Origin of the sequence: Terrilactibacillus tamarindi (assembly GCF_009718825.1) — a bacterium.
In the GTDB taxonomy this organism is placed as follows: domain Bacteria; phylum Bacillota; class Bacilli; order Bacillales; family Sporolactobacillaceae; genus Terrilactibacillus; species Terrilactibacillus tamarindi.
The window spans coordinates 40,173-62,629 of record NZ_WNHB01000020.1; the positions used below are offsets into that span (position 1 = coordinate 40,173).

The 22,457-nt window shown below is 37.8% G+C and carries 24 protein-coding genes and 2 other annotated features; all 24 genes read right to left on the bottom strand.

Going from position 1 to position 22,457, the window contains the following annotated elements; all coding sequences use genetic code 11:
* Window positions 1-14 precede the first annotated feature (14 nt).
* Window positions 15-611: a class I SAM-dependent methyltransferase gene (locus GMB86_RS12245; RefSeq protein WP_329602910.1), complete on the bottom strand. Its 597-nt coding sequence runs from the start codon at window positions 609-611 to the stop codon at window positions 15-17.
* Window positions 612-835: 224 nt separating this feature from the next.
* Window positions 836-1,207 carry a 50S ribosomal protein L7/L12 gene (rplL, locus tag GMB86_RS12250; protein ID WP_155220355.1) on the bottom strand — a complete coding sequence of 124 codons (372 nt, stop codon included), beginning with the start codon at window positions 1,205-1,207 and terminating at the stop codon, window positions 836-838.
* Window positions 1,208-1,264: 57 nt separating this feature from the next.
* Window positions 1,265-1,765 carry a 50S ribosomal protein L10 gene (rplJ, locus tag GMB86_RS12255; protein ID WP_155220357.1) on the bottom strand — a complete coding sequence of 167 codons (501 nt, stop codon included), beginning with the start codon at window positions 1,763-1,765 and terminating at the stop codon, window positions 1,265-1,267.
* 54 nt (window positions 1,766-1,819) lie between these two features.
* Window positions 1,820-1,981 (bottom strand) — a sequence feature (ribosomal protein L10 leader region).
* Between the two features lie 71 nt (window positions 1,982-2,052).
* The gene (gene rplA, locus GMB86_RS12260; RefSeq protein ID WP_155220359.1) at window positions 2,053-2,739 is read right to left on the bottom strand and encodes a 50S ribosomal protein L1; all 687 of its coding nucleotides are present in this window, start codon (window positions 2,737-2,739) and stop codon (window positions 2,053-2,055) included.
* Window positions 2,740-2,876: 137 nt separating this feature from the next.
* On the bottom strand, window positions 2,877-3,302 hold the full coding sequence (rplK, locus tag GMB86_RS12265) for a 50S ribosomal protein L11 (RefSeq protein ID WP_141191491.1): 426 nt from the start codon (window positions 3,300-3,302) through the stop codon (window positions 2,877-2,879).
* A 144-nt stretch (window positions 3,303-3,446) separates the two neighbouring features.
* Window positions 3,447-3,980, bottom strand: a complete 534-nt coding sequence (gene nusG, locus GMB86_RS12270) for a transcription termination/antitermination protein NusG (RefSeq protein ID WP_155220361.1) — start codon at window positions 3,978-3,980, stop codon at window positions 3,447-3,449.
* A gap of 178 nt (window positions 3,981-4,158) precedes the next feature.
* Window positions 4,159-4,353, bottom strand: coding sequence for a preprotein translocase subunit SecE (gene secE / locus GMB86_RS12275; protein WP_155220363.1), 195 nt, complete (start codon window positions 4,351-4,353; stop codon window positions 4,159-4,161).
* Between the two features lie 24 nt (window positions 4,354-4,377).
* Window positions 4,378-4,527: a 50S ribosomal protein L33 gene (rpmG, locus tag GMB86_RS12280; protein WP_155220364.1), complete on the bottom strand. Its 150-nt coding sequence runs from the start codon at window positions 4,525-4,527 to the stop codon at window positions 4,378-4,380.
* A gap of 721 nt (window positions 4,528-5,248) precedes the next feature.
* Window positions 5,249-5,830, bottom strand: coding sequence for an RNA polymerase sporulation sigma factor SigH (gene sigH, locus GMB86_RS12285; RefSeq protein ID WP_155220402.1), 582 nt, complete (start codon window positions 5,828-5,830; stop codon window positions 5,249-5,251).
* 148 nt (window positions 5,831-5,978) lie between these two features.
* Window positions 5,979-6,485 carry an NYN domain-containing protein gene (locus tag GMB86_RS12290; RefSeq protein WP_155220366.1) on the bottom strand — a complete coding sequence of 169 codons (507 nt, stop codon included), beginning with the start codon at window positions 6,483-6,485 and terminating at the stop codon, window positions 5,979-5,981.
* A gap of 5 nt (window positions 6,486-6,490) precedes the next feature.
* A complete protein-coding gene (gene rlmB, locus GMB86_RS12295; protein ID WP_155220368.1) occupies window positions 6,491-7,234 on the bottom strand; it encodes a 23S rRNA (guanosine(2251)-2'-O)-methyltransferase RlmB in 744 nt (247 codons plus the stop codon).
* A 17-nt stretch (window positions 7,235-7,251) separates the two neighbouring features.
* A complete protein-coding gene (locus tag GMB86_RS12300) occupies window positions 7,252-7,653 on the bottom strand; it encodes a Mini-ribonuclease 3 (protein ID WP_155220370.1) in 402 nt (133 codons plus the stop codon).
* Between the two features lie 3 nt (window positions 7,654-7,656).
* The gene (cysS, locus tag GMB86_RS12305; protein WP_155220372.1) at window positions 7,657-9,063 is read right to left on the bottom strand and encodes a cysteine--tRNA ligase; all 1,407 of its coding nucleotides are present in this window, start codon (window positions 9,061-9,063) and stop codon (window positions 7,657-7,659) included.
* A 249-nt stretch (window positions 9,064-9,312) separates the two neighbouring features.
* Window positions 9,313-9,966, bottom strand: coding sequence for a serine O-acetyltransferase (gene cysE / locus GMB86_RS12310; RefSeq protein ID WP_155220374.1), 654 nt, complete (start codon window positions 9,964-9,966; stop codon window positions 9,313-9,315).
* Between the two features lie 283 nt (window positions 9,967-10,249).
* Window positions 10,250-10,468, bottom strand: a binding site (T-box leader).
* Between the two features lie 116 nt (window positions 10,469-10,584).
* Window positions 10,585-12,048: a glutamate--tRNA ligase gene (gene gltX / locus GMB86_RS12315; RefSeq protein WP_155220376.1), complete on the bottom strand. Its 1,464-nt coding sequence runs from the start codon at window positions 12,046-12,048 to the stop codon at window positions 10,585-10,587.
* 133 nt (window positions 12,049-12,181) lie between these two features.
* On the bottom strand, window positions 12,182-12,670 hold the full coding sequence (gene ispF, locus GMB86_RS12320) for a 2-C-methyl-D-erythritol 2,4-cyclodiphosphate synthase (RefSeq protein ID WP_155220378.1): 489 nt from the start codon (window positions 12,668-12,670) through the stop codon (window positions 12,182-12,184).
* Complete coding sequence (gene ispD, locus GMB86_RS12325; protein WP_155220380.1) at window positions 12,648-13,373, bottom strand: 2-C-methyl-D-erythritol 4-phosphate cytidylyltransferase; 726 nt, start codon at window positions 13,371-13,373, stop codon at window positions 12,648-12,650. Before ispD ends, ispF begins: the two co-directional genes overlap by 23 nt.
* A gap of 199 nt (window positions 13,374-13,572) precedes the next feature.
* The gene (locus GMB86_RS12330; RefSeq protein WP_155220382.1) at window positions 13,573-14,676 is read right to left on the bottom strand and encodes a PIN/TRAM domain-containing protein; all 1,104 of its coding nucleotides are present in this window, start codon (window positions 14,674-14,676) and stop codon (window positions 13,573-13,575) included.
* 100 nt (window positions 14,677-14,776) lie between these two features.
* Window positions 14,777-15,847, bottom strand: coding sequence for a DNA integrity scanning diadenylate cyclase DisA (gene disA / locus GMB86_RS12335; RefSeq protein WP_155220384.1), 1,071 nt, complete (start codon window positions 15,845-15,847; stop codon window positions 14,777-14,779).
* Window positions 15,807-17,216 (bottom strand): DNA repair protein RadA, encoded by a 1,410-nt coding sequence (radA, locus tag GMB86_RS12340; protein ID WP_155220386.1) that lies wholly within the window; start codon window positions 17,214-17,216, stop codon window positions 15,807-15,809. Before radA ends, disA begins: the two co-directional genes overlap by 41 nt.
* A 264-nt stretch (window positions 17,217-17,480) precedes the next feature.
* Window positions 17,481-19,928: an ATP-dependent protease ATP-binding subunit ClpC gene (clpC, locus tag GMB86_RS12345; RefSeq protein WP_155220388.1), complete on the bottom strand. Its 2,448-nt coding sequence runs from the start codon at window positions 19,926-19,928 to the stop codon at window positions 17,481-17,483.
* A 26-nt stretch (window positions 19,929-19,954) separates the two neighbouring features.
* Window positions 19,955-21,025 (bottom strand): protein arginine kinase, encoded by a 1,071-nt coding sequence (locus GMB86_RS12350; protein WP_155220390.1) that lies wholly within the window; start codon window positions 21,023-21,025, stop codon window positions 19,955-19,957.
* 2 nt (window positions 21,026-21,027) lie between these two features.
* Window positions 21,028-21,540 (bottom strand): UvrB/UvrC motif-containing protein, encoded by a 513-nt coding sequence (locus GMB86_RS12355; RefSeq protein ID WP_155220392.1) that lies wholly within the window; start codon window positions 21,538-21,540, stop codon window positions 21,028-21,030.
* A gap of 110 nt (window positions 21,541-21,650) precedes the next feature.
* The gene (locus GMB86_RS12360) at window positions 21,651-22,109 is read right to left on the bottom strand and encodes a CtsR family transcriptional regulator (RefSeq protein ID WP_155220394.1); all 459 of its coding nucleotides are present in this window, start codon (window positions 22,107-22,109) and stop codon (window positions 21,651-21,653) included.
* Window positions 22,110-22,457: the final 348 nt, after the last annotated feature.

Here is a 22,457-nt window from a genome sequence, read left to right on the forward strand (position 1 = left end):
ATGCAAAATGTTTGTCAAAGCTTTTTTGCTTGAAAAATATAATAACCTTTATTGCGTTTAACCGTTGTAACATCATCATAGAGCTCTTCGAGATATTTTAAAGCAGATGGAGCACCTTGTTTCTTCTGAATGACAACCCATAGATCTCCGCCTTTGACCAAATGGCCATGTGCTTCACGAAAAATACTGTGAACAACTTGTTTTCCTGCACGAATGGGCGGGTTCGTTAAAATGGCAGCAAATGTGCCTTCCACTTTTTCAAAACGGTCGCTTTGAAAGACCGTTGCTTGAACACCATTTTTCTGGGCATTTTCTTTAGCAAGTTGGACAGCCCTCTCATTTACATCAACCATCGTAACGTGTCGATCAGAAAAACATTTGGCTAAGGTTATGCCAATAGGTCCATACCCACACCCCATATCCAATAGGTCTCCCGGAACTTCCGGAAGTATAAAGGATTCAATGAGACTCCTACTTCCAAAGTCAATGTCGCCTTTTGAAAAAACACCTCTATCAGTTATAAACGTGATTGGCATATTTCTAATTTTTGTTTCAAATTGTTGCCTGTTACTTTCCGTTTGCGGTTGTTTTGAATAATAATGTTCCATTATCAAACCATCCTTTTTTGAACTAAAAGAAGAATTATAAAACTCCAATCCCCTTGTTCAAGTCTTAGTGGGCAAGCATTCATCCAAGGCACACCAATCGGTTATAGCCATTACCTATTGCCGCTATCATGAAGCGCCAAACAGAGGTATCCACTTTCTATCTTAACCTTTTTTAAAGTGGAAAAAAAAGCCCGCTAAATATAAGCGGGCCTTTTTTTAAAAAAGAATTACTTAAGTTCTACAGATGCGCCAACTTCTTCAAGTTTACCTTTTAATTCTTCTGCTTCTTCTTTAGCAATACCTTCTTTAAGTGCTTTTGGAGCGTTGTCTACAAGGTCTTTTGCATCTTTCAAGCCGAGGCCAGTGATTTCGCGAACAACTTTAATGACTTTGATTTTTGAGCTACCTGCAGATGTAAGGACTACATCAAATTCAGATTTTTCTTCAGCAGCGCCTTCACCAGCAGCTCCGCCTACAACTGCAACTGGAGCTGCAGCCGTTACGCCAAATTCTTCTTCGATTGCTTTTACGAGATCGTTTAATTCTAAAACTGACATTTCTTTAACTGCACCGATGATATCTTCTTTAGTCAATGCCATGATATATATCCTCCTTAAATTTCACATAAATTATTTTTTAGTTGGTAAAGTCTTAAATTAAGCCCCTTGTTCTTCTTTTTGATCTGCAACAGCTTTAGTAGCGAGCGCAAAGTTGCGGATTGGAGCTTGAAGAACGCTAAGCAACATAGAGAGAAGTCCTTCTCTTGAAGGGAGATCTGCAAGAGCTTGAATTTGTTCAAGAGCTGCATAGTTACCTTCGATAATGCCACCTTTAATTTCTAACGCATCGTGTTCTTTCGCAAAAGTATGAAGTACTTTCGCTGGAGCAACAACATCTTCCGAGCTGAAAGCAACAGCTGTCGGACCAGTTAATACGCCATCAAGATCTGTTAATTCAACTTCTGCTGTAGCGCGTCTGATCAAAGTGTTTTTATATACTTTGAATTCAACACCTGCTTCACGAAGTTGTTTACGTAGTTCGGTTACTTCAGCCACATCAAGGCCACGATAGTCAACAACAATGGTTGACACGCTGTTTTTAAGTTTGTCAGCAATTTCACTAACAACTTGTTTTTTTGCTTCAATAGCCGTACCCATTTCGTCATCCACCTCCTAATGATATTTACCGTACACCATGCGGGAAGTTACGAGACAAACATGTAAAAGCCCTCAGGTCGAGTCGACATGAGGGCACGTATCTATCTAACATCGTTAAAATTCGTTGTTATCAAGAAAAAATCTCGTATCACCTCGGTAGGAATACATTAAGCACTATTTCGCTCCTACTGTCTACGGTTTATTCAATTATAACCAAAATCTATTATATAATCTTTTATCTTTTATGTCAATAAAAGATTTAATAAGTTTCCAAGTAGAAATTATGATCAAGCTTGTGCGCTAACTTTAACACCAGGGCCCATTGTTGAAGAAATGGCTACGTTTTTAATGTAAGTTCCTTTAGCAGCAGCTGGTTTTGCTTTAATTAGCGTTTCAAGTAGAACATTAAAGTTTTCGACAAGTTTTTGATCATCAAAAGATACTTTACCGATAGGAACATGGACATTTCCGTCTTTTTGCGCACGGTATTCAACTTTACCTGCTTTAATTTCTTTAACAGCTTTCGTTACATCGAAAGTAACGGTTCCTGTTTTAGGGTTAGGCATAAGGCCTTTTGGTCCAAGGACACGACCAAGTTTACCAACTTCAGCCATCATGTCTGGAGTCGCAACAATGACATCAAATTCAAACCAACCACTGTTGATTTTAGCGATGTATTCTTGATCACCTACAAAATCAGCACCTGCTGCTTCTGCTTCTTTCGCTTTTTCACCTTTTGCAAAAACGAGAACCGTTTGTGTTTTACCTGTTCCATTTGGTAATACAACAGCACCACGGACTTGTTGATCGTTTTTACGAGTATCTACGCCTAAACGAACAGCTACATCGATTGATTCGTCGAATTTAGCAGAAGCCACTTGTTTAACAAGATTTACAGCTTCGCTAATGTCATATGCCTTTTGACGATCGATTGTTTTAACAGCTTCTTGATATCTTTTTCCTTTTTTAGTCATTTCATTTTCCTCCTTTGTGGTTATAGCGGTTTTACCTCCCACTAAATAAGGGTTGCGGACAATGCCCGGCAACCCCAACTGCAAGCATGTACATTTCTACTTGTCAGCAAAGTTAAACTTTAAATACAGTGGTTTAATTAGTCTTCTACGACTATACCCATGCTACGAGCTGTACCTTCTACCATTCGCATAGCAGATTCTACATTAGCAGCATTTAAGTCAGGCATTTTTAGTTCAGCAATCGCACGTACTTTATCACGTTTGATTGTTGCCACTTTTTTCGTATTAGGTTCACCAGATCCTGATTCAATACCGCATTCTTTTTTAAGAAGAACAGCAGCTGGTGGAGTTTTTGTTATAAAAGTAAATGAACGATCTTCAAATACTGAGATTTCAACTGGGATAATAAGTCCAGCTTGATCTGAAGTACGCGCATTGAATTCTTTACAGAAACCCATGATATTGATGCCTGCTTGACCTAAAGCCGGACCAACTGGTGGCGCTGGATTAGCTTTACCTGCAGGGATTTGTAATTTAACAACTTTAATGACTTTTTTAGCCACGAGACACACCTCCTTAGTCCATGATGTGGTAACGGGTTAGCCCCTCCCACTTATCGTCTTGCTTTCATGTCTCACTTGAAGGCAAAAGATAAAACCTTGCAAACATCAAAATTATACAATTAATAGTAAGAGAATGCAAGGCTTTTATAATTTTTCAACTTGATTAAAGTCTAATTCAACGGGTGTTTCTCTTCCAAACATATTGACATGTACTTTAATTTTGCCTTTTTCAATATCAATATCCTCAATGCTACCTACAAAATCAGCAAACGGACCTTCCTTTACTTTGACTTGTTCTTTAAGCTGGAAGTCAATGTCTGTCCGTGCTTCTTTCATACCCATTTGTTTAAGTATGCTATCCACTTCTTCAGGCAGAAGAGGCATAGGTTTGGAACCAGCGCCAGAAGAACCAACAAATCCAGTAACACCTGGCGTGTTTCGTACAACATACCAAGAATCATCCGTCATAATCATTTCAGTGAGTACATAACCGGGAAAAACCTTCTTGATCGCCGATTTTTTTTGGCCATTTTTAATTTCCGTTTCTTCTTCAACTGGTACTAAAATACGAAAGATTTTATCAGACATCCCCATTGATTCAACACGTTTTTCCAGATTGGTTTTGACTTTATTTTCGTAGCCAGAGTATGTATGAATAACATACCAATTCTTCTCCATGACTCATTTCCTCCAAACCTTTTTTCCTAACCTGCACTAAATTAGCGGGTGCAATTATTAAGAATCCGCCTCTAATAAACAAGATTTCTTTTTCCCTAAACTTAGACCAAATTTTACTATAGTATACCTTTTCTTGCCAAAATTAAAAAGGCAGTCTATTAGAGCTGCCAAAAGTTTATTAGCCTGTTATTAATTTTAACAGTCTTGATACACCAAGATCAACTACCGCAAAAAACACCGTTAAAAATACCACTGTTACGATAACCGTAATCGTATAATTAACCATTTCTTTACGAGTCGGCCAACTGACTTTTTTCATCTCAGTTCCAATGTTCTTGAAAAAATTACCTGTACCTTTCACTATGCTTGCCATAGACTAAAATACCTCCAAAACATTCTACTTTGTTTCTCGGTGCAGAGTATGCCTATTACATGTTTTGCAAAACTTATTAACTTCTATGCGCTCTGGATTTGTTTTTGTGTTTTTAGCCGTTGTATAATTTCTTTGATGACAAACCGAGCATTCAAGAGACACTTTCTTCCTCATTGCAAACACCTTTTTTTCTAATTTAAAAAGTTCAAGAATAGTCTTGTTTGAACTTCTTGTATGTCATTAGTAAAATATAAAGATCTAATGATGAGTATCTATCAACTTAAGTCATATTCATGACCATATATTCGTTAAAATAGGTATTTTATGTTTTCCACCTAAAATAAAGGATGACCCCACATCTATGAAAATAAGTTTATTCATACCATTTCCAATTTAACACATGGGACTTTTCATGTCAATCAACGTCAAATCGGTGAATGGGTTAAAGAAAACTTGCCTTGCAGTTCATATACGGCGCAGACAGAGGGCTCGTTGCATTTATACTGTTATGAACGAACCGTCAAGTCACCCGCATCTTTTGGCTATTTAGCTATACTTTATACCTTAACTTTTTATAATTTCTTAAAGTGTAAAAGAAATACCACAGCCTACACTGTGGTTCAGAAAAGAATGATTTAATCTATCTTGACACCATCTAATCGACTCGTTTCGAAATTAAATCTAATGAGATTGACAAATACGACTCTAGCAACCTTATTAACTTATCCATAAGGTTTATAACTTAAAAATAATCATTTGTAAAACCGATTGCTATCACTATATTCTTTGTTTATCCCGCCTTAACGGCAAGTAAAGACCCCCACCTCAAGATTATGAGTATTCAAAGAAGATAGGTGGGGGATGAAGAAAACCCCCCACGGATGGAAGTTTCACTTTATAAACTCATTTCTTTAATTTGAAGATATCTTTCCAACTTACGTTTTATACGTTGAAGGGCATTATCAATGGATTTCACATGGCGTTTCAGGTCTAAAGAAATTTCTTGATAACTTCTTCCATCAAGATATAGTTTTAAGACTTTTTGTTCTAAGTCACTTAACAACTCCGAAAGCTTGTCCTCAATATCTGCAAATTCTTCTTGATTGATAAACAATTCTTCAGGGTTTGTTACTTTAGGACCGCATATAACGTCCATCAAAGTACGATCTGATTCCTCATCAAAAATAGGCTTATCCAAAGAGACATAGGAATTTAAGGGGATATGCTTCTGACGTGTGGCTGTTTTCACCGCCGTAATAATTTGTCTAGTTATACAAAGTTCTGCAAACGCTTTAAAAGAAGAGAGCTTGTCCCCTTTGAAATCTCGAATTGCTTTATATAGGCCGATCATACCCTCTTGAATAATGTCTTCCCGATCCGCACCAATTAAAAAGTATGACTTTGCTTTCGCACGTACAAAATTTTTATACTTAAAAATTAAATATTCTAGTGCATGTATATCTCCAATATGAACCATTTGTACAATTTGTTCATCATCTAGTTCGCTGAACTTTACATTATCGGTGGTAATCCAATTTGGGTTTAATCTCACGTCAATCCCTCCGACCTAGTCATACTAAGTGTAGAAACATTATACAGTAAAATATTCTGAATCGTCAAGATCTTTAAAGGCCTCTTCGCCATTTTTCAAATAATTCTTCAATTTCTTTATTTAAAGGGATTTTTGATTTTGTTTTTTTCTGGATAGAATGTTTAATATCTAACGAAATCTGTCTTTCAATATTTTTTAACTCAATGAGGAGTTCACGAGATGATTTACGCAAAGCCCCTTGAGAGAATACCGTCCATTGTTCAGTCCCATCAGAGGTTGCCACATGAATTTGTGTTTTAACGTTTTTTAACTTCTTAATCACTCTTTCAATACGCTCATCTGCCGTTTCATTTTCCTTTGTATAGATGACCTCTACTCGGGATTGTTTTGTGATGGTTTCTTGTCCTGGTACAAGATGAGCATCAAAAATAATAACCACTTTCCAGCCTGTATAGGCCTGATATTCAGCCATTCTATCAATAAGCTGTGACCGAGCAGCTGCAAAGTCATTCGTTCTTAGCTCTTGCATTTCTTTCCAAGCGCCAATGACATTGTAGCCGTCCACAAGTAGGATATCCATCCTTATCAGTCCTCTAGCTTATTTCGTTTTCGATAAACTTCATACATCAAAATAGCTGCCGCAACAGATGCATTTAGTGAGGTTACATGGCCTGCCATTGGGATACTGATGAGATAGTCACATTTTTCTCTAACAAGACGAGACAATCCTTTCCCTTCATTACCCATCACAAGGCATATAGGCATATCAAACTCAGCTTTCCGATAATCTTGACTGCCTTCCGCTGCTGTTCCAGCAAACCATATGCCTCTTTCTTTTAATTCATCGATGGTTCTTGCCAGATTTGTTACTCGAGCGACTGGAATATATTCAATCGCCCCTGTTGAAGCCTTAGATACCACTTGGGTTAATCCAGCTGCACGACGTTTTGGGATAATAACACCATGTGCACCGACACTGTCTGCTGTCCTAAGAATGGATCCTAAATTATGAGGATCTTCAATTCCATCTAAAAGAATAAAAAAGGGTGTTTCATTCTTTTTTTCTGCTAATTGAAACAAATCATCTATATCCGCATATTCATAGGCAGCAATGGATGCTACAATGCCTTGATGTGTGGAAGAATTGGTTAGTTGATCTAATTTTTTTCTTGGAACAAACTGAATCGTAACGCCTTTTTGCCCCGCTTTATCAATGAGCTGCTTAACCCCATGGCTTTCTTTATTAATCCATAATTTATTGATTTCTCTGCCAGCTTCGAGTGCTTCTAAAACAGCATGTCTTCCAATAATAAATTCATTATCACTCATGGTTTACCAGCCCCCTTTCATTTATCTATTGGATGATATTCAAATAGTAAACGCATCAATTGCTCAATGCGCTTACCTTGGTCATTAAAATGCAAATAACCGATCAACGCTTCGAAAGCCGTACTATAATTATATGTTAAAACATCTGTGTTTTTTGGAATGGAGTAGGATTTTGCATTCCTCCCCCGTTTAATGACTTGCAATTCTTCAGTAGAAAAAAAATCTTGTTCCATTAGGTATTTTAAATAGGCTGCTTGGGCTTTGGCGGAAACATAAGAGATAGCTTTCTGATGCAGCTGCTGTGGTTTTACACGTCCATTAATAATAAGTTCTTGACGGACGTAATACTCCATGATGGCATCTCCCATATAGGCTAGCGCTAAACTATTTATAGTTAAAGGATTGACTTGATCACTCATATGTTAAACCCTTTTCCAGCGAATACCTTGCGCTGTATCTTCAAGTATAATCCCTTGATCTTTTAATTCATCACGTATTTGGTCAGCAACAGTGAAATTTCTTGTTTTTCGTGCTTCTTCCCGTTTTTGGATGAGTTGTTCAATTTCAGCATCAAGAAGCTCTTCTTCTACCTGTAATTTAAGTCCTAATACGCCTGCCAGCTCCTCAAAAACTTGTTTGTATGCTGTTAATAGAGCGATAGACGAATTATTTTCTTCAAGAATTTTATTAATATCCTTAGCCAAGTCAAAAAGAACAGCAATTGCGTTGGCTGTATTGAAATCATCATCCATTTCCTGTATAAAACGTTCTTTAAATTTTTCAAGTTCTTTTGTCTTTGTAACGAGCTCATCTTCCGAAAGAAGATCAGCACTTCTCTCCAAGCGGTGCACGAGATTATAGTAGCTTGTTTTTAGTCTTGAAAATGCTTGCTCTGCATCGCTTAATAACGCATCACTAAAGTTAATTGGATGTCGGTAATGGACCGTTTGAATGAAGAAACGAACGACATTCGGATCGTATTTTTTAATTATTTCATGAACTAAGATAACATTACCAATCGATTTTGACATTTTTTCATTATCGATTTTGATAAAACCATTGTGCATCCAGTAATTGGCCATGGCATGTTCATGCAGGGCTTCGGATTGTGCTATTTCATTCTCATGGTGTGGAAAGGCTAAATCTTGTCCTCCAGCATGAATATCAATTGTGTCACCTAAATACTTTTCAACCATCGCAGAGCATTCAATATGCCAACCGGGACGGCCTAATCCCCATGGACTATCCCAAGTGATTTCCCCAGGTTTTGCTGCTTTCCAAAGGGTAAAATCTAATGGGTCTTCTTTCTTTTCACCTACATCAATTCGAGCCCCAACTTTGAGTTCATCAATCGATTGATGCGATAATTTCCCATAAGATTTAAAGGCTCTTGTACGGAAATAAACATCCCCCTCCGATTCATACGCATACCCTTTATCCACAAGCTTTTTGATGAACAATATAATTTCATCCATAGTTTCCGTTGCTCGTGGATGAATATCGGCTTGTAAGACGTTTAGAGCGGAAACATCTTCTTTATAAGCCTGAATAAATCGCTCTGCAATCTCAAGTACTGACTGGTTTTCTTCGATCGATTTATTGATGAGACGATCGTCAACATCTGTGAAATTAGAAACATATTTCACTTCATAACCACGGTACATTAGGTAGCGTCTAACAGTATCGAATACCACGGCTGGTCTTGCATTCCCAATATGAATATAATTATATACCGTCGGTCCGCATACATACATTTTTACTTTGTTTTTCTCTATCGTTTTAAAAGGTTCTTTATTTCTAGTTAGCGTATTATAAATACGAATGCCCATCTCATCACTGCCTTTCTATCTTCTGTTAAAAATTCTCCTTCGCACTCAAAACTATGACGACTGTCATTCCATCATATAGGGTAAACTTCAATTCCCACTGATTGAAATCCTGAACCAATCGGACTTTTACGGGCAATTAATAACCATCTATCCTTTTCGATTTCCCTCATCCTTTTAGGTGGGAGGTGGGTGCTTTACTTTCCGTTAAGCAGGATGAAATGGAACTAAAATGAACAAATTCCCTAGTCTCTAAATACGCGTCTTTTCTTTTTTTAATGTTTCAATTTCTCTTTGTAATTGATTGATCAATTCTTCCATTTGGTTAAATTTATCCGAAATAGGATCTGGCAAGTCAGAATGGTTAAGATCATGGTGATGTATTTTCTTACCATTTTGCCTCACAATCCGCCCAGGAATACCTACAACCGTCGAGTTTGGAGGAACATCATGAAGCACAACCGATCCCGCACCTATCTTTGAATGATCGGCAATGGTAATTGAGCCTAATACTTTTGCTCCTGCTGATATTAAGACATCATTTCCAAGCGTAGGATGCCGTTTCCCTTTTTCTTTTCCTGTTCCCCCTAAAGTGACCCCTTGAAAAACAGTTACATCATCCCCAATTTCACACGTTTCACCAATAACAACACCCATACCGTGATCAATGAAGAACCTGCGACCTATTTGAGCGCCAGGGTGTATTTCAATTCCCGTAAGAAACCGGCTAAATTGTGATAGTAATCGAGCTAGAAATAAACACTTTTTACGCCACAACCAATGAGCGAACCGGTGAAACCATATGGCATGAAGTCCAGAATAAGTTAGAATGACTTCTAGTTTGTTTCTAGCTGCGGGATCTTGATCAAAAACCGTAGCTAAATCTTCTCGCATAACCCCCCGCATACCTTAGGAACCTCCTATCTTTAAACTCTTTTATCATAAGCTTTATAAATGAGAGTTCAAAAAGGCGACAAATTAGAAGCAAGAAGGTCAAGGCGGCGCCGTTTTGAGGACCGGCCTTCCACAGGATGTGGTGGCTTCAACGTTGCTCACAGGACGTGAGCGATTTTAGTTGAAGATCCTCTTGGCGGGCGCCCGAGATTCGCAGCTTATCATTTGGTGACTTTTTGAACAACCTCTTTTAATGCTCTTTTTTGTGTAAAAAAAGCGTCCCTATGTCCAATGACACAAAGACGCGGTAGTTTGCGTGGTTCCACTTTGTTTGAGATTTATTATCTCCACTTAAGATTGTTAACGATATAATAATACCGCTTTTGCCTACTATTGGTTCAGCAAAAGACTCAGAGGTGCACTTCAGCCTATCTTTTCTTAGATCACTTTCAGCCTAGATGATCTTCTCTTGTAAAGAAATCGATTGACTTACTCTCCTCTTCAACATTTTTAATTATGATATTTTCAATATAAGCTACAAAAGGTATAAATAACAGTACTTTTGAACAAAAGTATTATTCATCTGCCCATTCAATATTTTATCCATCCATTTAATTAAACGTGCACGTCCTATTTGGATTCGATAAAACGATTCATTCGGGCAATCACTCGTTCTTTTCCTAATAGCTCAATGGATTGTGGCAATTCTGGTCCATGCATTTCTCCCGTTGTCACAATACGGATAGGCATGAAAAGTTTTTTCCCTTTTTGTCCCGTGGTTTTTTGTGTGACCTTAATTCTTTTCTTAATTTCATCAGCTGTAAAGTCTTCTAAGGTCATTAACTCATCTCTAAACACACGAATGACTTCAGGAACTTGTTCTTCATTAATGACTTCTGCCTCTTCATCATTATATGAGACTTCTTCTGTAAAAAACAAGTCTGTTAGCTCAACAATTTCTGCTCCATATTGCAATTGACTATGGTAAAGGGAAATGAGTTTAACAGCCCATTCTCTTTGTTCATCTGAAAGATTTTCAGGTAATCGACCTGCTTTGATCAAATGCGGTAAAGCGAGGTCAACCACTTTTTCTAATGGCAAGGCTTTAATGTAATGGTTGTTCGTCCATTTCAATTTTGTAGCATCAAATACGGCAGGCGATGTACTTAATCTTTCTGGATCAAAAATCTCAATCAATTCATCTCTCGAAAAGATTTCTTCTTCTCCCTTTGGTGACCAACCCAAGAAAGCGATGAAATTAAATAAAGCTTCTGGTAAGTAGCCAAGTTCTTTATATTGTTCAATATACTGAACGATGCTTTTGTCGCGTTTACTTAATTTCTTACGACTTTCACCGACGATTAATGTCATGTGACCAAAAATGGGTCTTTCAAAGCCAAGGGCATCATAGATCATTAATTGTTTTGGCGTATTCGAAATGTGATCTTCACCACGTAGGACATGCGTCATTTTCATTAGATAATCGTCAATTACCACTGCAAAGTTATAGGTGGCAATACCGTTTTTCTTTACAATGACAAAATCACCAATGTCATTTGATTCAAATGATAAGTGCTTTTTCACAATATCATCGAATTCAATTGTTTGATTCTCAGGCACACGAAAACGAATACTTGGCTTTCTTCCTTCAGCTTCAAGACGTTCATGATCTTCATGCGTTAAATGGCGACACTTACCTGAGTATCTTGGCGTTTCTCCTCTAGCCATTTGACCTTCACGTTCTTGTTCTAATTCTTCCTCAGTACAATAGCATTTATAAGCAAACCCTTTATCTAAAAGCTCTTGGGCATATTTTTGGTAAATATCAAGGCGTTCCGTTTGTCTGTATGGCCCATATTCTCCACCGACGTCGATACTTTCATCCCAATCAATCCCTAGCCATTTTAAGTAGGTTAATTGATTAAGCTCTCCGCCTTCAACGTTTCTTTTTTGATCTGTATCTTCAATTCGAATAATGAATTTTCCATTTGTATGTCTTGCATACAAATAGTTAAAGATAGCGGTCCTTGCATTTCCTATATGTAAAAACCCAGTAGGACTCGGCGCATACCTTACTCTAACTTCTTTATCCATCGTTTTACGTCACCACTTTCGTTTTGTCTACACTATTTTAGCACTGTTACGTGTTTCTTTGAAGTTTTTCATCATTTTTTATTATTGAGATTTTAGTAGTATGTGTTCAAAAAGGTCACAAATTCGTAGCTTATCATTTGGTGACTTTTTGAACTTCCTCTAATAGGCAAACAGCCTGAGCCGCTATACCTTCTCCCCTCCCCGTAAAACCCAACCTTTCCGTGGTCGTTGCTTTAACATTAATTTGCTCGACTTGTGCTTCTAGAAGTTCAGCAATGACCTCCCGCATTGGAGAGATATAAGGAGCCATTTTGGGTTTTTGGGCAATAATGACACAATCCATATTACCTAATTTATATCCTTTTTCTTTCACTCGCTTGTATACCTGTGATAATAATTCCTTTGAGTCTGCATCCTTATAGGCCTCGTCTGTATCTGGAAAATGTTTTCCGATATCCCCCTCACCAATTGCGCCTAATAGGGCATCACTAATTGCATGAAGAAGAACATCTGCATCCGAATGTCCTAATAGACCTTTCTCATAAGGGATGGTGATTCCTCCAATAATTAATAAGCGGTCTTCTGCAAATGCATGTACATCATATCCTTGTCCAATCCGCATCGCGATTCCCCCCATGATTCAATTCAAAGTAGTGTTCGGCTAAGATTAAATCCTCAGGTGTCGTTAGTTTGATGTTTTGGTAATCACCTTCTACAACAGCCACAGGTTTTCCTAGTTGTTCTAAAAGAGAGGCGTCATCTGTAACAACAAATCCTCTTTTTTCTCCCTCAACATGTGCGTTATAAATAGTAGAAAGCCGAAAAGCTTGTGGTGTCTGGACAGCCCACAAGCTCGAACGATCAATGGTTTCTTGCACTTGATGATGTGACACTTTTTTTATTGTATCTTTCACTTTAACAGCTAAAATAGCGGCTCCCATTTTTTCTGCTGAAAGAGCCACCTTTGTTATCTCCTTTTGTTTGATAAAAGGACGAGCGCCATCGTGAATAAGAACCAAAGGATCGTGATTCGATTCTTCTTTCATAGCTTGTAACCCAAAGAAAACACTTTCCTGTCTCTCCCTGCCGCCTTCTACCACTTGTTTGACTTTTGTTATGTGAAACTCCGTTAATAAATCTTGTATCTCGTCTATTTCTCGTTTGTTAGCTACAAGGTAAATCCCTTTACACGCTTCATCATTTTCAAATACTTGACATGTATGTATAACCACTGGAGTTTGTTTAATCTCTAATAGAACTTTGTTCTTCTCTTTTCCCATTCGTTGACCTTTCCCAGCCGCCAACACGAGTACATTATAAGCCATGAAAACCTCCAAAATTAAACAACCATTAAGATAATAGTAAACAAAGATTCTATTTATCTCTTCAACTTTAAAATATAAAAATTATAATACCCACCAACTTATTTACCTTAAACATATAACAGTTACTAAAGATAGGCACCAAGCGTGAGATGACACCCACGCTTGTGCCTAGACCATTTTGATAAAAAATTAAACTATCTTACAGTGCCTGTTCTAACAGCTTCGGTTTTGCAAAAATCATTCGGCCTGCAGAGGTTTGTAAAACACTTGTAATGATAACATCGATGGTTTTTCCAATGTAACGCCGACCTTCTTCAACAACAATCATCGTTCCATCATCAAGATAACCAACACCTTGATTTTGCTCTTTACCATCTTTTATAACCTGTACATTTAATTCTTCTCCAGGTAATACAACCGGTTTAACAGCGTTGGCCAAATCATTAATATTAAGAACTGTCACTCCTTGTAATTCACAAACCTTATTTAAGTTAAAATCATTCGTTACGACGATACCCGAAACAAGTTGAGCGAGTTTTACAAGTTTACTATCCACTTCTGAAACTTCTTCAAAATCACCCTCATAAATTTCTACCTTGATTTTGAGTTCTTTTTGAATTTTATTTAGAATATCAAGACCCCTACGACCACGGTTTCGTTTTAATGCATCCGATGAATCTGCAATATGCTGCAATTCTTCTAAAACAAAGCGCGGGATAACGAGAACTCCTTCAAGAAAACCTGTTTGGCATATATCAGCAATCCTACCATCAATAATAACACTTGTATCTAATATTTTAAAAATTTTCCCGGAAGGCGCTGTCATTTCGTCACCATCATACTCTTTCCTACGATCTTTACTCTTAGTTATATGAAAAAGATTGATAAGTTCATCACGCTTTTTGAAACCCACTTGAAAAAAGAAATAAGACAGAAACAAGTAAATAAAAATGGGAAGTACGGTACTAATCCCGACAATGTTTAATCTTTCTAATGGGATTTGAATTAAAAAAGCAATGACTAAACCAAAAACAAGCCCGATCGTTCCAAACAATACATCTGTGACGGGAGCTTTAATAATCTTTTCCTCAAAAGCTTTAATTAAGCCTACTAATGAATCAACAAACCAATATGTGAGCAAGAAAAAGATAATAGCACCTATAACCATTCCTGTATAGGGTGTATATAACCACGATGGTATGCTTTGGCCAAAATTTAACAATGTAATAACTCTAGGAATATAAACAAATCCAAGTGTTCCACCTAACAATATGCATAACAATTGAATCATACGTTTCATCATTCCCAATCACCTCCTCCTACCATTATAGACAGATTTACAAGATTCAAACGGTTCATGAAAAATATTAATAATATGATATAATAGCCGATCACCATGCCAGTTAAATGACACGGTCAATAAATAATTGTTGTTGAATCCGTTCGAAACCTTCTTTAATTTTCTTTGCTCGTTTTTCCCCAACACCTGCCACTTTGTCTAAGTCTTTGATTCCCGCTCGTACAAGATGGTTCATATGACCAAACGTTTGGACAAGGTTATCAATGATTGTTTGCGGCAACCGAGGTATCCGATTCAACATCCGATACCCGCGCGGATATAGAATATCCTCATATTGATCTTCTCTAGAAGAGTACCCTAATAATTTGATAATGACTTGATCTTTCAATAAATCCTCTGTCGACAATTTTGTTAATTGCTCCAGGACAAGTTGTGCATTTGTAGATTCATCCAGCATGTAATCTCTTATAAGCAAAAGAGCTTCTTCTTCGACATTCATGATAAGTTCAGTCATTTGCATTCGTATCAGTCTACCTTCGGTGCCAAGTTCATTAATATAATTATTTATCTCCTCCTTTATTCGTAATACTCTTCCTATACGATGAATGACGAGGGTAAGTTCCTGAATCGTAACAAGTTCTTCAAATTCTAAAGCACCCAAATTAACTAATCCCTTATCTAGAGCCGCGCGATATTTTTCTAGTGTCTGCATAGCCTGGTTTGCTTTCGTTAAAATAACGCCGATATCCTGCAGAGCATACCGCAGGTGACCCTTATAGAGGGTAATAATGCTTCGTCTTTGTGAAATCGAAACAACCAAATTGCCTGTTTGTTTAGCCACACGTTCAGCCGTTCGATGTCGAATGCCTGTTTCAACCGAGGGAATCCCATAATCAGGGACTAATTGTGTGTTTGCAAACAAAATGGTTTTACAATCTTCACTAAGTATGATTGCTCCGTCCATCTTCGCAAGTTCATAAAGAGCAGCCGGAAGTAGAGGACAATTGATTGTAAATCCTCCTTCGACAAGATGCTGCATCTTCTCGTCAAAGCCAATCACAATGAGCCCACCCGTCCCAGCCCTTAGTACATTGTCAATACCATCGCGAAGTAATGTCCCAGGAGCTATCAACTTAAGTATCTGATTGATAGAATGCTGTTGGGTTGAATTCATTTGGTGCGCCTCCTAATGCATAATCCATCGCTTCCTTTACCGTAGACACGCCTATGACTTCCATATCCTTAGGTATCGTCCATCCACCTAAGTTTTTCTCAGGAATAAAAGCTCTTCCGAACCCTAATTTATAGGCTTCATTGACGCGTTGTTCAATTCTGGACACCCGCCTTACTTCTCCTGTTAAGCCAACTTCACCTAAGAACACATCGGAAATTTGGGTGATTTGATCCTTAAAACTAGAGGCTATACTGATCGCTACGGCTAAATCTGTTGCAGGTTCATCTAATTTTATACCACCTGCTACATTAACATAAGCATCCTGATTTTGAAGTAAAAGTCCCACACGTTTTTCCAATACGGCCATTAATAAAGATATACGGTGATGATCAATACCCGTCGCCATTCTTCTCGGATTTCCAAAACTTGTTGGAGAAATAAGAGCTTGAATTTCGACAAGAACAGGTCTTGTACCTTCCATGGCTGAAACGACAGCTGATCCAGCCACTCCTTTCGTTCGCTCTTGTAAAAAGACTTCTGATGGATTAGACACTTCGACAAGTCCCGCTTCCTTCATTTCAAACACACCCATTTCATTCGTAGAACCAAAGCGATTTTTAACCGCCCTAAGAATACGAAATGTATGATGTCTTTCCCCCTCGAAGTACAATACCGAGTCTACCATATGTTCGAGCATTCTAGGACCAGCGATGGCACCGTCTTTCGTAACATGACCAACAATGAAAGTTGCTATGCCTTTGGTTTTAGCCATTCGCATCAATTGCCCTGTACAATCCCGAACTTGAGAGACACTTCCAGGTGCCGAAGTGACATCGGAATTAAAAATCGTTTGAATAGAATCAATAACTAAGATATCAGGTGATACGTCTTCGGCATGTTTCTCTATATCATGTATATCGGTTTCAGCTAATATATATAAGTTGTCCTCTGAAATATCCAAGCGATCCGCTCTCATTTTCGTTTGTCTTACCGATTCCTCACCTGAAATATAGAGAACTTTTCGTTTTTGCTTCGCCAATTGACTCGATGTTTGAAGGAGTAACGTTGATTTCCCAATTCCCGGATCACCACCGACTAGAATCAAAGAGCCAGGTACAATCCCGCCTCCAAGGACACGATTCAGTTCATTCATATCACATAATATCCTTGGTTCTTGTTCAACTTTAATATGGGTGATGGGCATCGGTTTATTTTTTACTTTTTTTGTACTTGTCCCGCTAGACTTGTCCCTCGTGATACGCTCTTCAATTAAGGTATTCCAATTATTGCATCCTGGACACCGCCCCAGCCATTTTGGACTTTCATATCCACATTCTTGACAGAAAAAGACTGTCTTTGCTTTTGCCATACACATTCACCTTTCGTTTATCCCGCATTAATGGCTAGTATAGACCCCTGAGATTGAAGTTTTCACTTTATCTGACTACATAGTATCATAAAACGCATCTGTAAACCTAAATAAATCTATTGCCTCCATAATATTCCTAAATTAAATTTTAACCCTAAGATAAAACACAAGAAGCCAATGTGTCTTTTGCGGACCATTGGCTTCTTGTTATGAGTGTATGACTTACAAAGGAACTAAACTACTTTCCTATTATTTGATTATTCTTTATCTGCTAACAGGAGCCTCAGTTTTATTTTGAACAATAAATTTATCGTCTTGATAGTCAATGACCACACTTGATCCTTTAGAAATATTTCCTTTTAGAAGCTCTTCCGATAGACGATCTTCTATTCTTCGTTGAAGAGCACGTCTAAGTGGTCTAGCACCATACTCTGGATCATAACCTTCATCAGCAATTTTCTCGAAAGCGGCATCGGTTAGGTCTAGAACAATGCCTTGATTAGCTAGACGTTTTTTCAATTGTTCCGAAAGAAGCAATACAATGTGTTTTAATTGATCTTTTTTAAGTTCATGGAACACAATGATCTCATCAATACGGTTAAGAAATTCAGGTCTAAAGGTACGTTTTAACTCGCCCATGACTTTATCTTTCATGTCACGATATTCTTGACCTTCTGATTCTACCGTAAATCCAAGATATTTGTTTTTCTTAAGCGTACTTGCACCAACATTTGATGTCATGATGATCGCTGTATTTCTAAAGTCAACCGTTCTTCCTTTCGAATCTGTAAGTCTTCCATCATCAAGCACTTGAAGCAAGATGTTAAAGACGTCTGGGTGAGCTTTTTCGATTTCGTCTAAAAGAATAACAGAATACGGTTTTTGTCTGACTTTTTCCGTTAATTGTCCGCCTTCTTCATGACCTACATAGCCTGGAGGTGAACCAACAAGTCGAGATGTTGTATGTTTTTCCATGTACTCAGACATATCGATGCGAATAATGGCATCTTCATCACCAAATAGAGTCTCAGCTACAGCACGAGCAAGTTCTGTTTTACCCACACCCGTTGGACCTAAGAAGATAAATGAGCCAATTGGACGTTTTGGATCTTTTAATCCAGCTCTCGCACGTCTTACTGCCTGAGATACAGCTTTGATGGCTTCTTCCTGACCAACCACTCTTTTGTGAAGAATATCTTCCATATGGAGTAACCGTTCACTTTCCTCTTGTTCAAGTTTCACAACGGGGATCCCCGTCCAACTTGCTACAACGAGAGCAATGTCGTCAGGAGTGACTTCTGTATTTTCTTTTCCTTGTTTTTCTTTCCATTCTTTCTTCGTTACTTCAACTTCTTCTTTTAGTTTTTGTTCTGTATCACGAAGGGAAGCGGCTTTTTCAAATTCTTGACTTTGTACAGCAGCATCCTTTTCTTTTTGCACTTCTTCAAGTTTAACTTCAAGCTCTTTTAAATTTGGTGGTGTTGTATACGAACGCAGTCTAACTTTCGATGCGGCTTCATCTATCAAGTCAATGGCTTTATCTGGCAAGAATCGATCTGAAATATAACGATCTGACAGTTGAACAGCTGCCTCAATTGCATCATCATTTATTTTGACACGGTGGTGAGCTTCATAACGATCTCTTAGACCTTTTAAAATAAGAACAGACTCTTCATTAGTCGGTTCATTCACTTTAATAGGTTGGAATCTTCTTTCCAAAGCAGCATCCTTCTCAATGTATTTACGATATTCATCAAGCGTTGTCGCACCAATACATTGTAGTTCTCCGCGAGCAAGTGATGGTTTTAGTATATTTGAAGCATCGATGGCGCCTTCTGCACCACCCGCACCAATCAATGTATGGAGTTCATCAATAAATAATATGATATTTCCAGCTTGCCTAATCTCATCCATGACTTTTTTCAAGCGATCTTCAAATTCACCACGGTATTTCGTACCAGCAACCACTGTACCCATATCTAACGTCATAACTCTTTTGTCACGGAGAATTTCTGGGACTTCATTATCAATAATTTGCTGAGCAAGACCTTCTGCCACAGCCGTTTTACCAACCCCTGGTTCCCCTATCAACACTGGGTTATTTTTCGTACGGCGGCTGAGCACTTCAATCACGCGTTGAATTTCTTTACTACGTCCTATTACTGGATCTAATCCTCCATCTCGCGCTGTTGCCGTTAAATCACGTGCAAGACTATCTAAAGTCGGAGTATTCGCATGAGATGCATTGCGCCCTTGCTGACTGCCAGAACCTGTTTCATGACTACCTAAGAGTTGCAACACTTGCTGTCTTGCTTTATTAAGACTCACACCTAAATTATTTAATACTCGAGCTGCGACACCTTCGCCTTCACGAATGAGTCCGAGCAAGATATGTTCGGTTCCAACATAGGAATGACCAATTTTACGTGCTTCATCCATTGACAATTCAATAACCTTTTTAGCTCTTGGCGTATAATGGATCGTTTGCACGGTTTCATTTCCACGGCCTATAAGTGATTCAACTTCTTTTTGAATTTTTTCAGGACTTAAATTCAGTGCCTTTAACGCTTTTGCAGCAATACCTTCACCCTCACGGACAAGGCCAAGCAATATATGTTCAGTTCCTACATTGTTATGTCCAAGTCTCATAGCTTCTTCCTGTGCAAGTGCAAGTACTTTCTGTGCGCGTTCCGTAAAGCGGCCAAACATCATAATTTTTTGCCTCCTTTATTAGGTCGTTATTGACGTTTTTCAAGATTTAAATGTTCTCTAATGAGTGCTGCTCGTTTAACATCTCTCTCATTTGGGCCTAATTGATCTTGGAAATAGTGTTGAAGAAAACCGGGTTGTGTAAGGACCATTAACTCATTTAACATGCGCTTCGTTACATTTTGAATAATCCCAAGACCTACCCCTAAACGCAAATCTGAAATACATGTAGCAGCTTCCTTTGAAGGCATGATTCGTGAATAGACAAGTTTCCCATATGAACGATAAATACGGTCTTCTAATTCTATTTTTGAATTTGCTAATAAATCCCTTCTTGCCAACTTTTCTTGCTCAATGAGCTGCATGACAACCCCTCTTAGGTCTTCAACAATATCTTGCTCAGATTTTCCAAGAGTCATTTGATTAGAGATTTGAAATACGTTACCTAATGCTTCGCTGCCTTCACCGTAAATTCCTCTAATTACGAGACCAAATTGGTTAATAACTTGTGCAAGCCGGTTTAACCGTTGTGTAAGAGCTAATGCAGGAAGATGAACCATCACAGAAGCTCTTAGTCCCGTACCTACATTGGTTGGACAACTTGTTAAGTAACCTCTCCCTTCATCAAACGCATAGTCAAATTTATCTTCTAACCAATCATCTACGCCATTTGCCAGCGTCATCGCTTCACCTAATTGAAATCCAGGAAAAAGACATTGTATTCTTAGATGATCTTCCTCATTAACCATAATACTGACAGATTCACTTTGGTTAATAAATACAGATGTATAACTTGGGTTTTCAGCAAGATTAGGACTAATCAGGTGCTTTTCAATTAACACTCGCTTTTCAATATTACTCAGATTGCTCATGACTACGGGTTCAAATGTTCCTAATGTACTGTAAGACGCACCCTTTAACTTTTGCTCAATTGTATCAAAAGCCGATTTCCGCTGGGACTCTGTCGCAATAATTGGAAATACGAATTCAGAAAGATTTCGTGCCAAACGTATGCGACTACTTATGACAATGTCATCGTCAGGACCATTCAATTGCATCCAAGGGCTTACGGCTCGATCAATAAATTTCTTTAATGACATGCCTATTCCCCCTTTTCTAAGCCCTTGATTTTATCTCGAATTTCTGCTGCCTTCTCAAACTTCTCTTCCTCAACAAGTTTTTGTAGTTTAACTTTAAGATCCTGTACTTGTCGTTTTATATTTATATCCTTACCCATTCGATGGGGAACTTTACCTTTGTGTACGGTATTTCCTCCATGAATTTTTCTAAACACAGGGTTTAAACGATCGTTAAAAGTATGATAGCACTCCTTGCAACCAAACTTTCCAATTTTAACAAATTCATTATAAGTTAGACCACACTTTGGACATTTTAAAGTCCGATTGGTTTCGCGGCGCGCTTCTTCCATTGGCTGTTCAAAATTTAACAACCCCGATAAAAGCTGTTGTATCGAAAAACCACCAGACGTTGCTACCATCACTTCTTCATTATTCTGTGCACATTGATCACAAAGATGGTATTCATGTTTTGTACCATTTACAATTTTAGTAAAATGGAGTGTAGCCGGTCTAAGATGGCAGTTTTGACATTCCATCAGAAGTAAACTCCCTTCTTACAAGAATACTTTAATAGTATATGCACGGATCCCTCAAATCCTTAATATAACTTCCTTATATTACATATATAGAGTGTATCAGTATAACGTTACATTTTATACTTTAGTGCTTGAAGCATAGCGATCATAATATTTGCCCGAACTTCATCCCTTAGTGGAATGCTAAGGTCAAGAACTGAGCGATCTATGGCTGATAGCATTAATTTGGCTTCTCGTTTATTAATAATTTCCTCTTCTAATAAACGAACGATAATGGCTTCTGAAATATTTTGTGAAATTCGATATGAAGAAAGCTCAATCATCTCGTCTATCAATTCTGAACTTGTTGCAGGTTTAACTTTTATAATACGAATATACCCTCCACCACCACGTTTACTCTCAACAATATAACCTCGTTCAATAGAAAATCTTGTTTTTAATACATAATTAATTTGGGATGGAACACATTGGAATTTTTCGGCAAGCTCACTTCGTTTTAATTCAATTTTGTTGCTTGCATCTAAAATCTGCTTAATATAACTCTCAATAATGTCCGAAATGTTCCTCAAAGTGAACTATGCCTCCCATCTTCTCTGACTTTGACTATCTTTGACTTTAATTATACTGATTTTTTAATAAATAGCAACTGAAATGGATTGTAACAAATAAAAATGGGTAATGGTTTATTTTATAAGTTTATTTTTACCGTTTTACATGAAATATAGACCTTGAACTTTGGGTAATTCATCGACAATAAAATTAATTCCTTGAATTAGAAAGTCGATTTCACAAGAAAAATATGAAGACATATTATCCGATCCTTTGCTTCTCATTATCGATGCGAATAAAATGAAACTTCAATCAGCTGGGGTGAGCCTCTTTCTGATTTATTGAGCCTCTTTCTGATTTATTGAGCC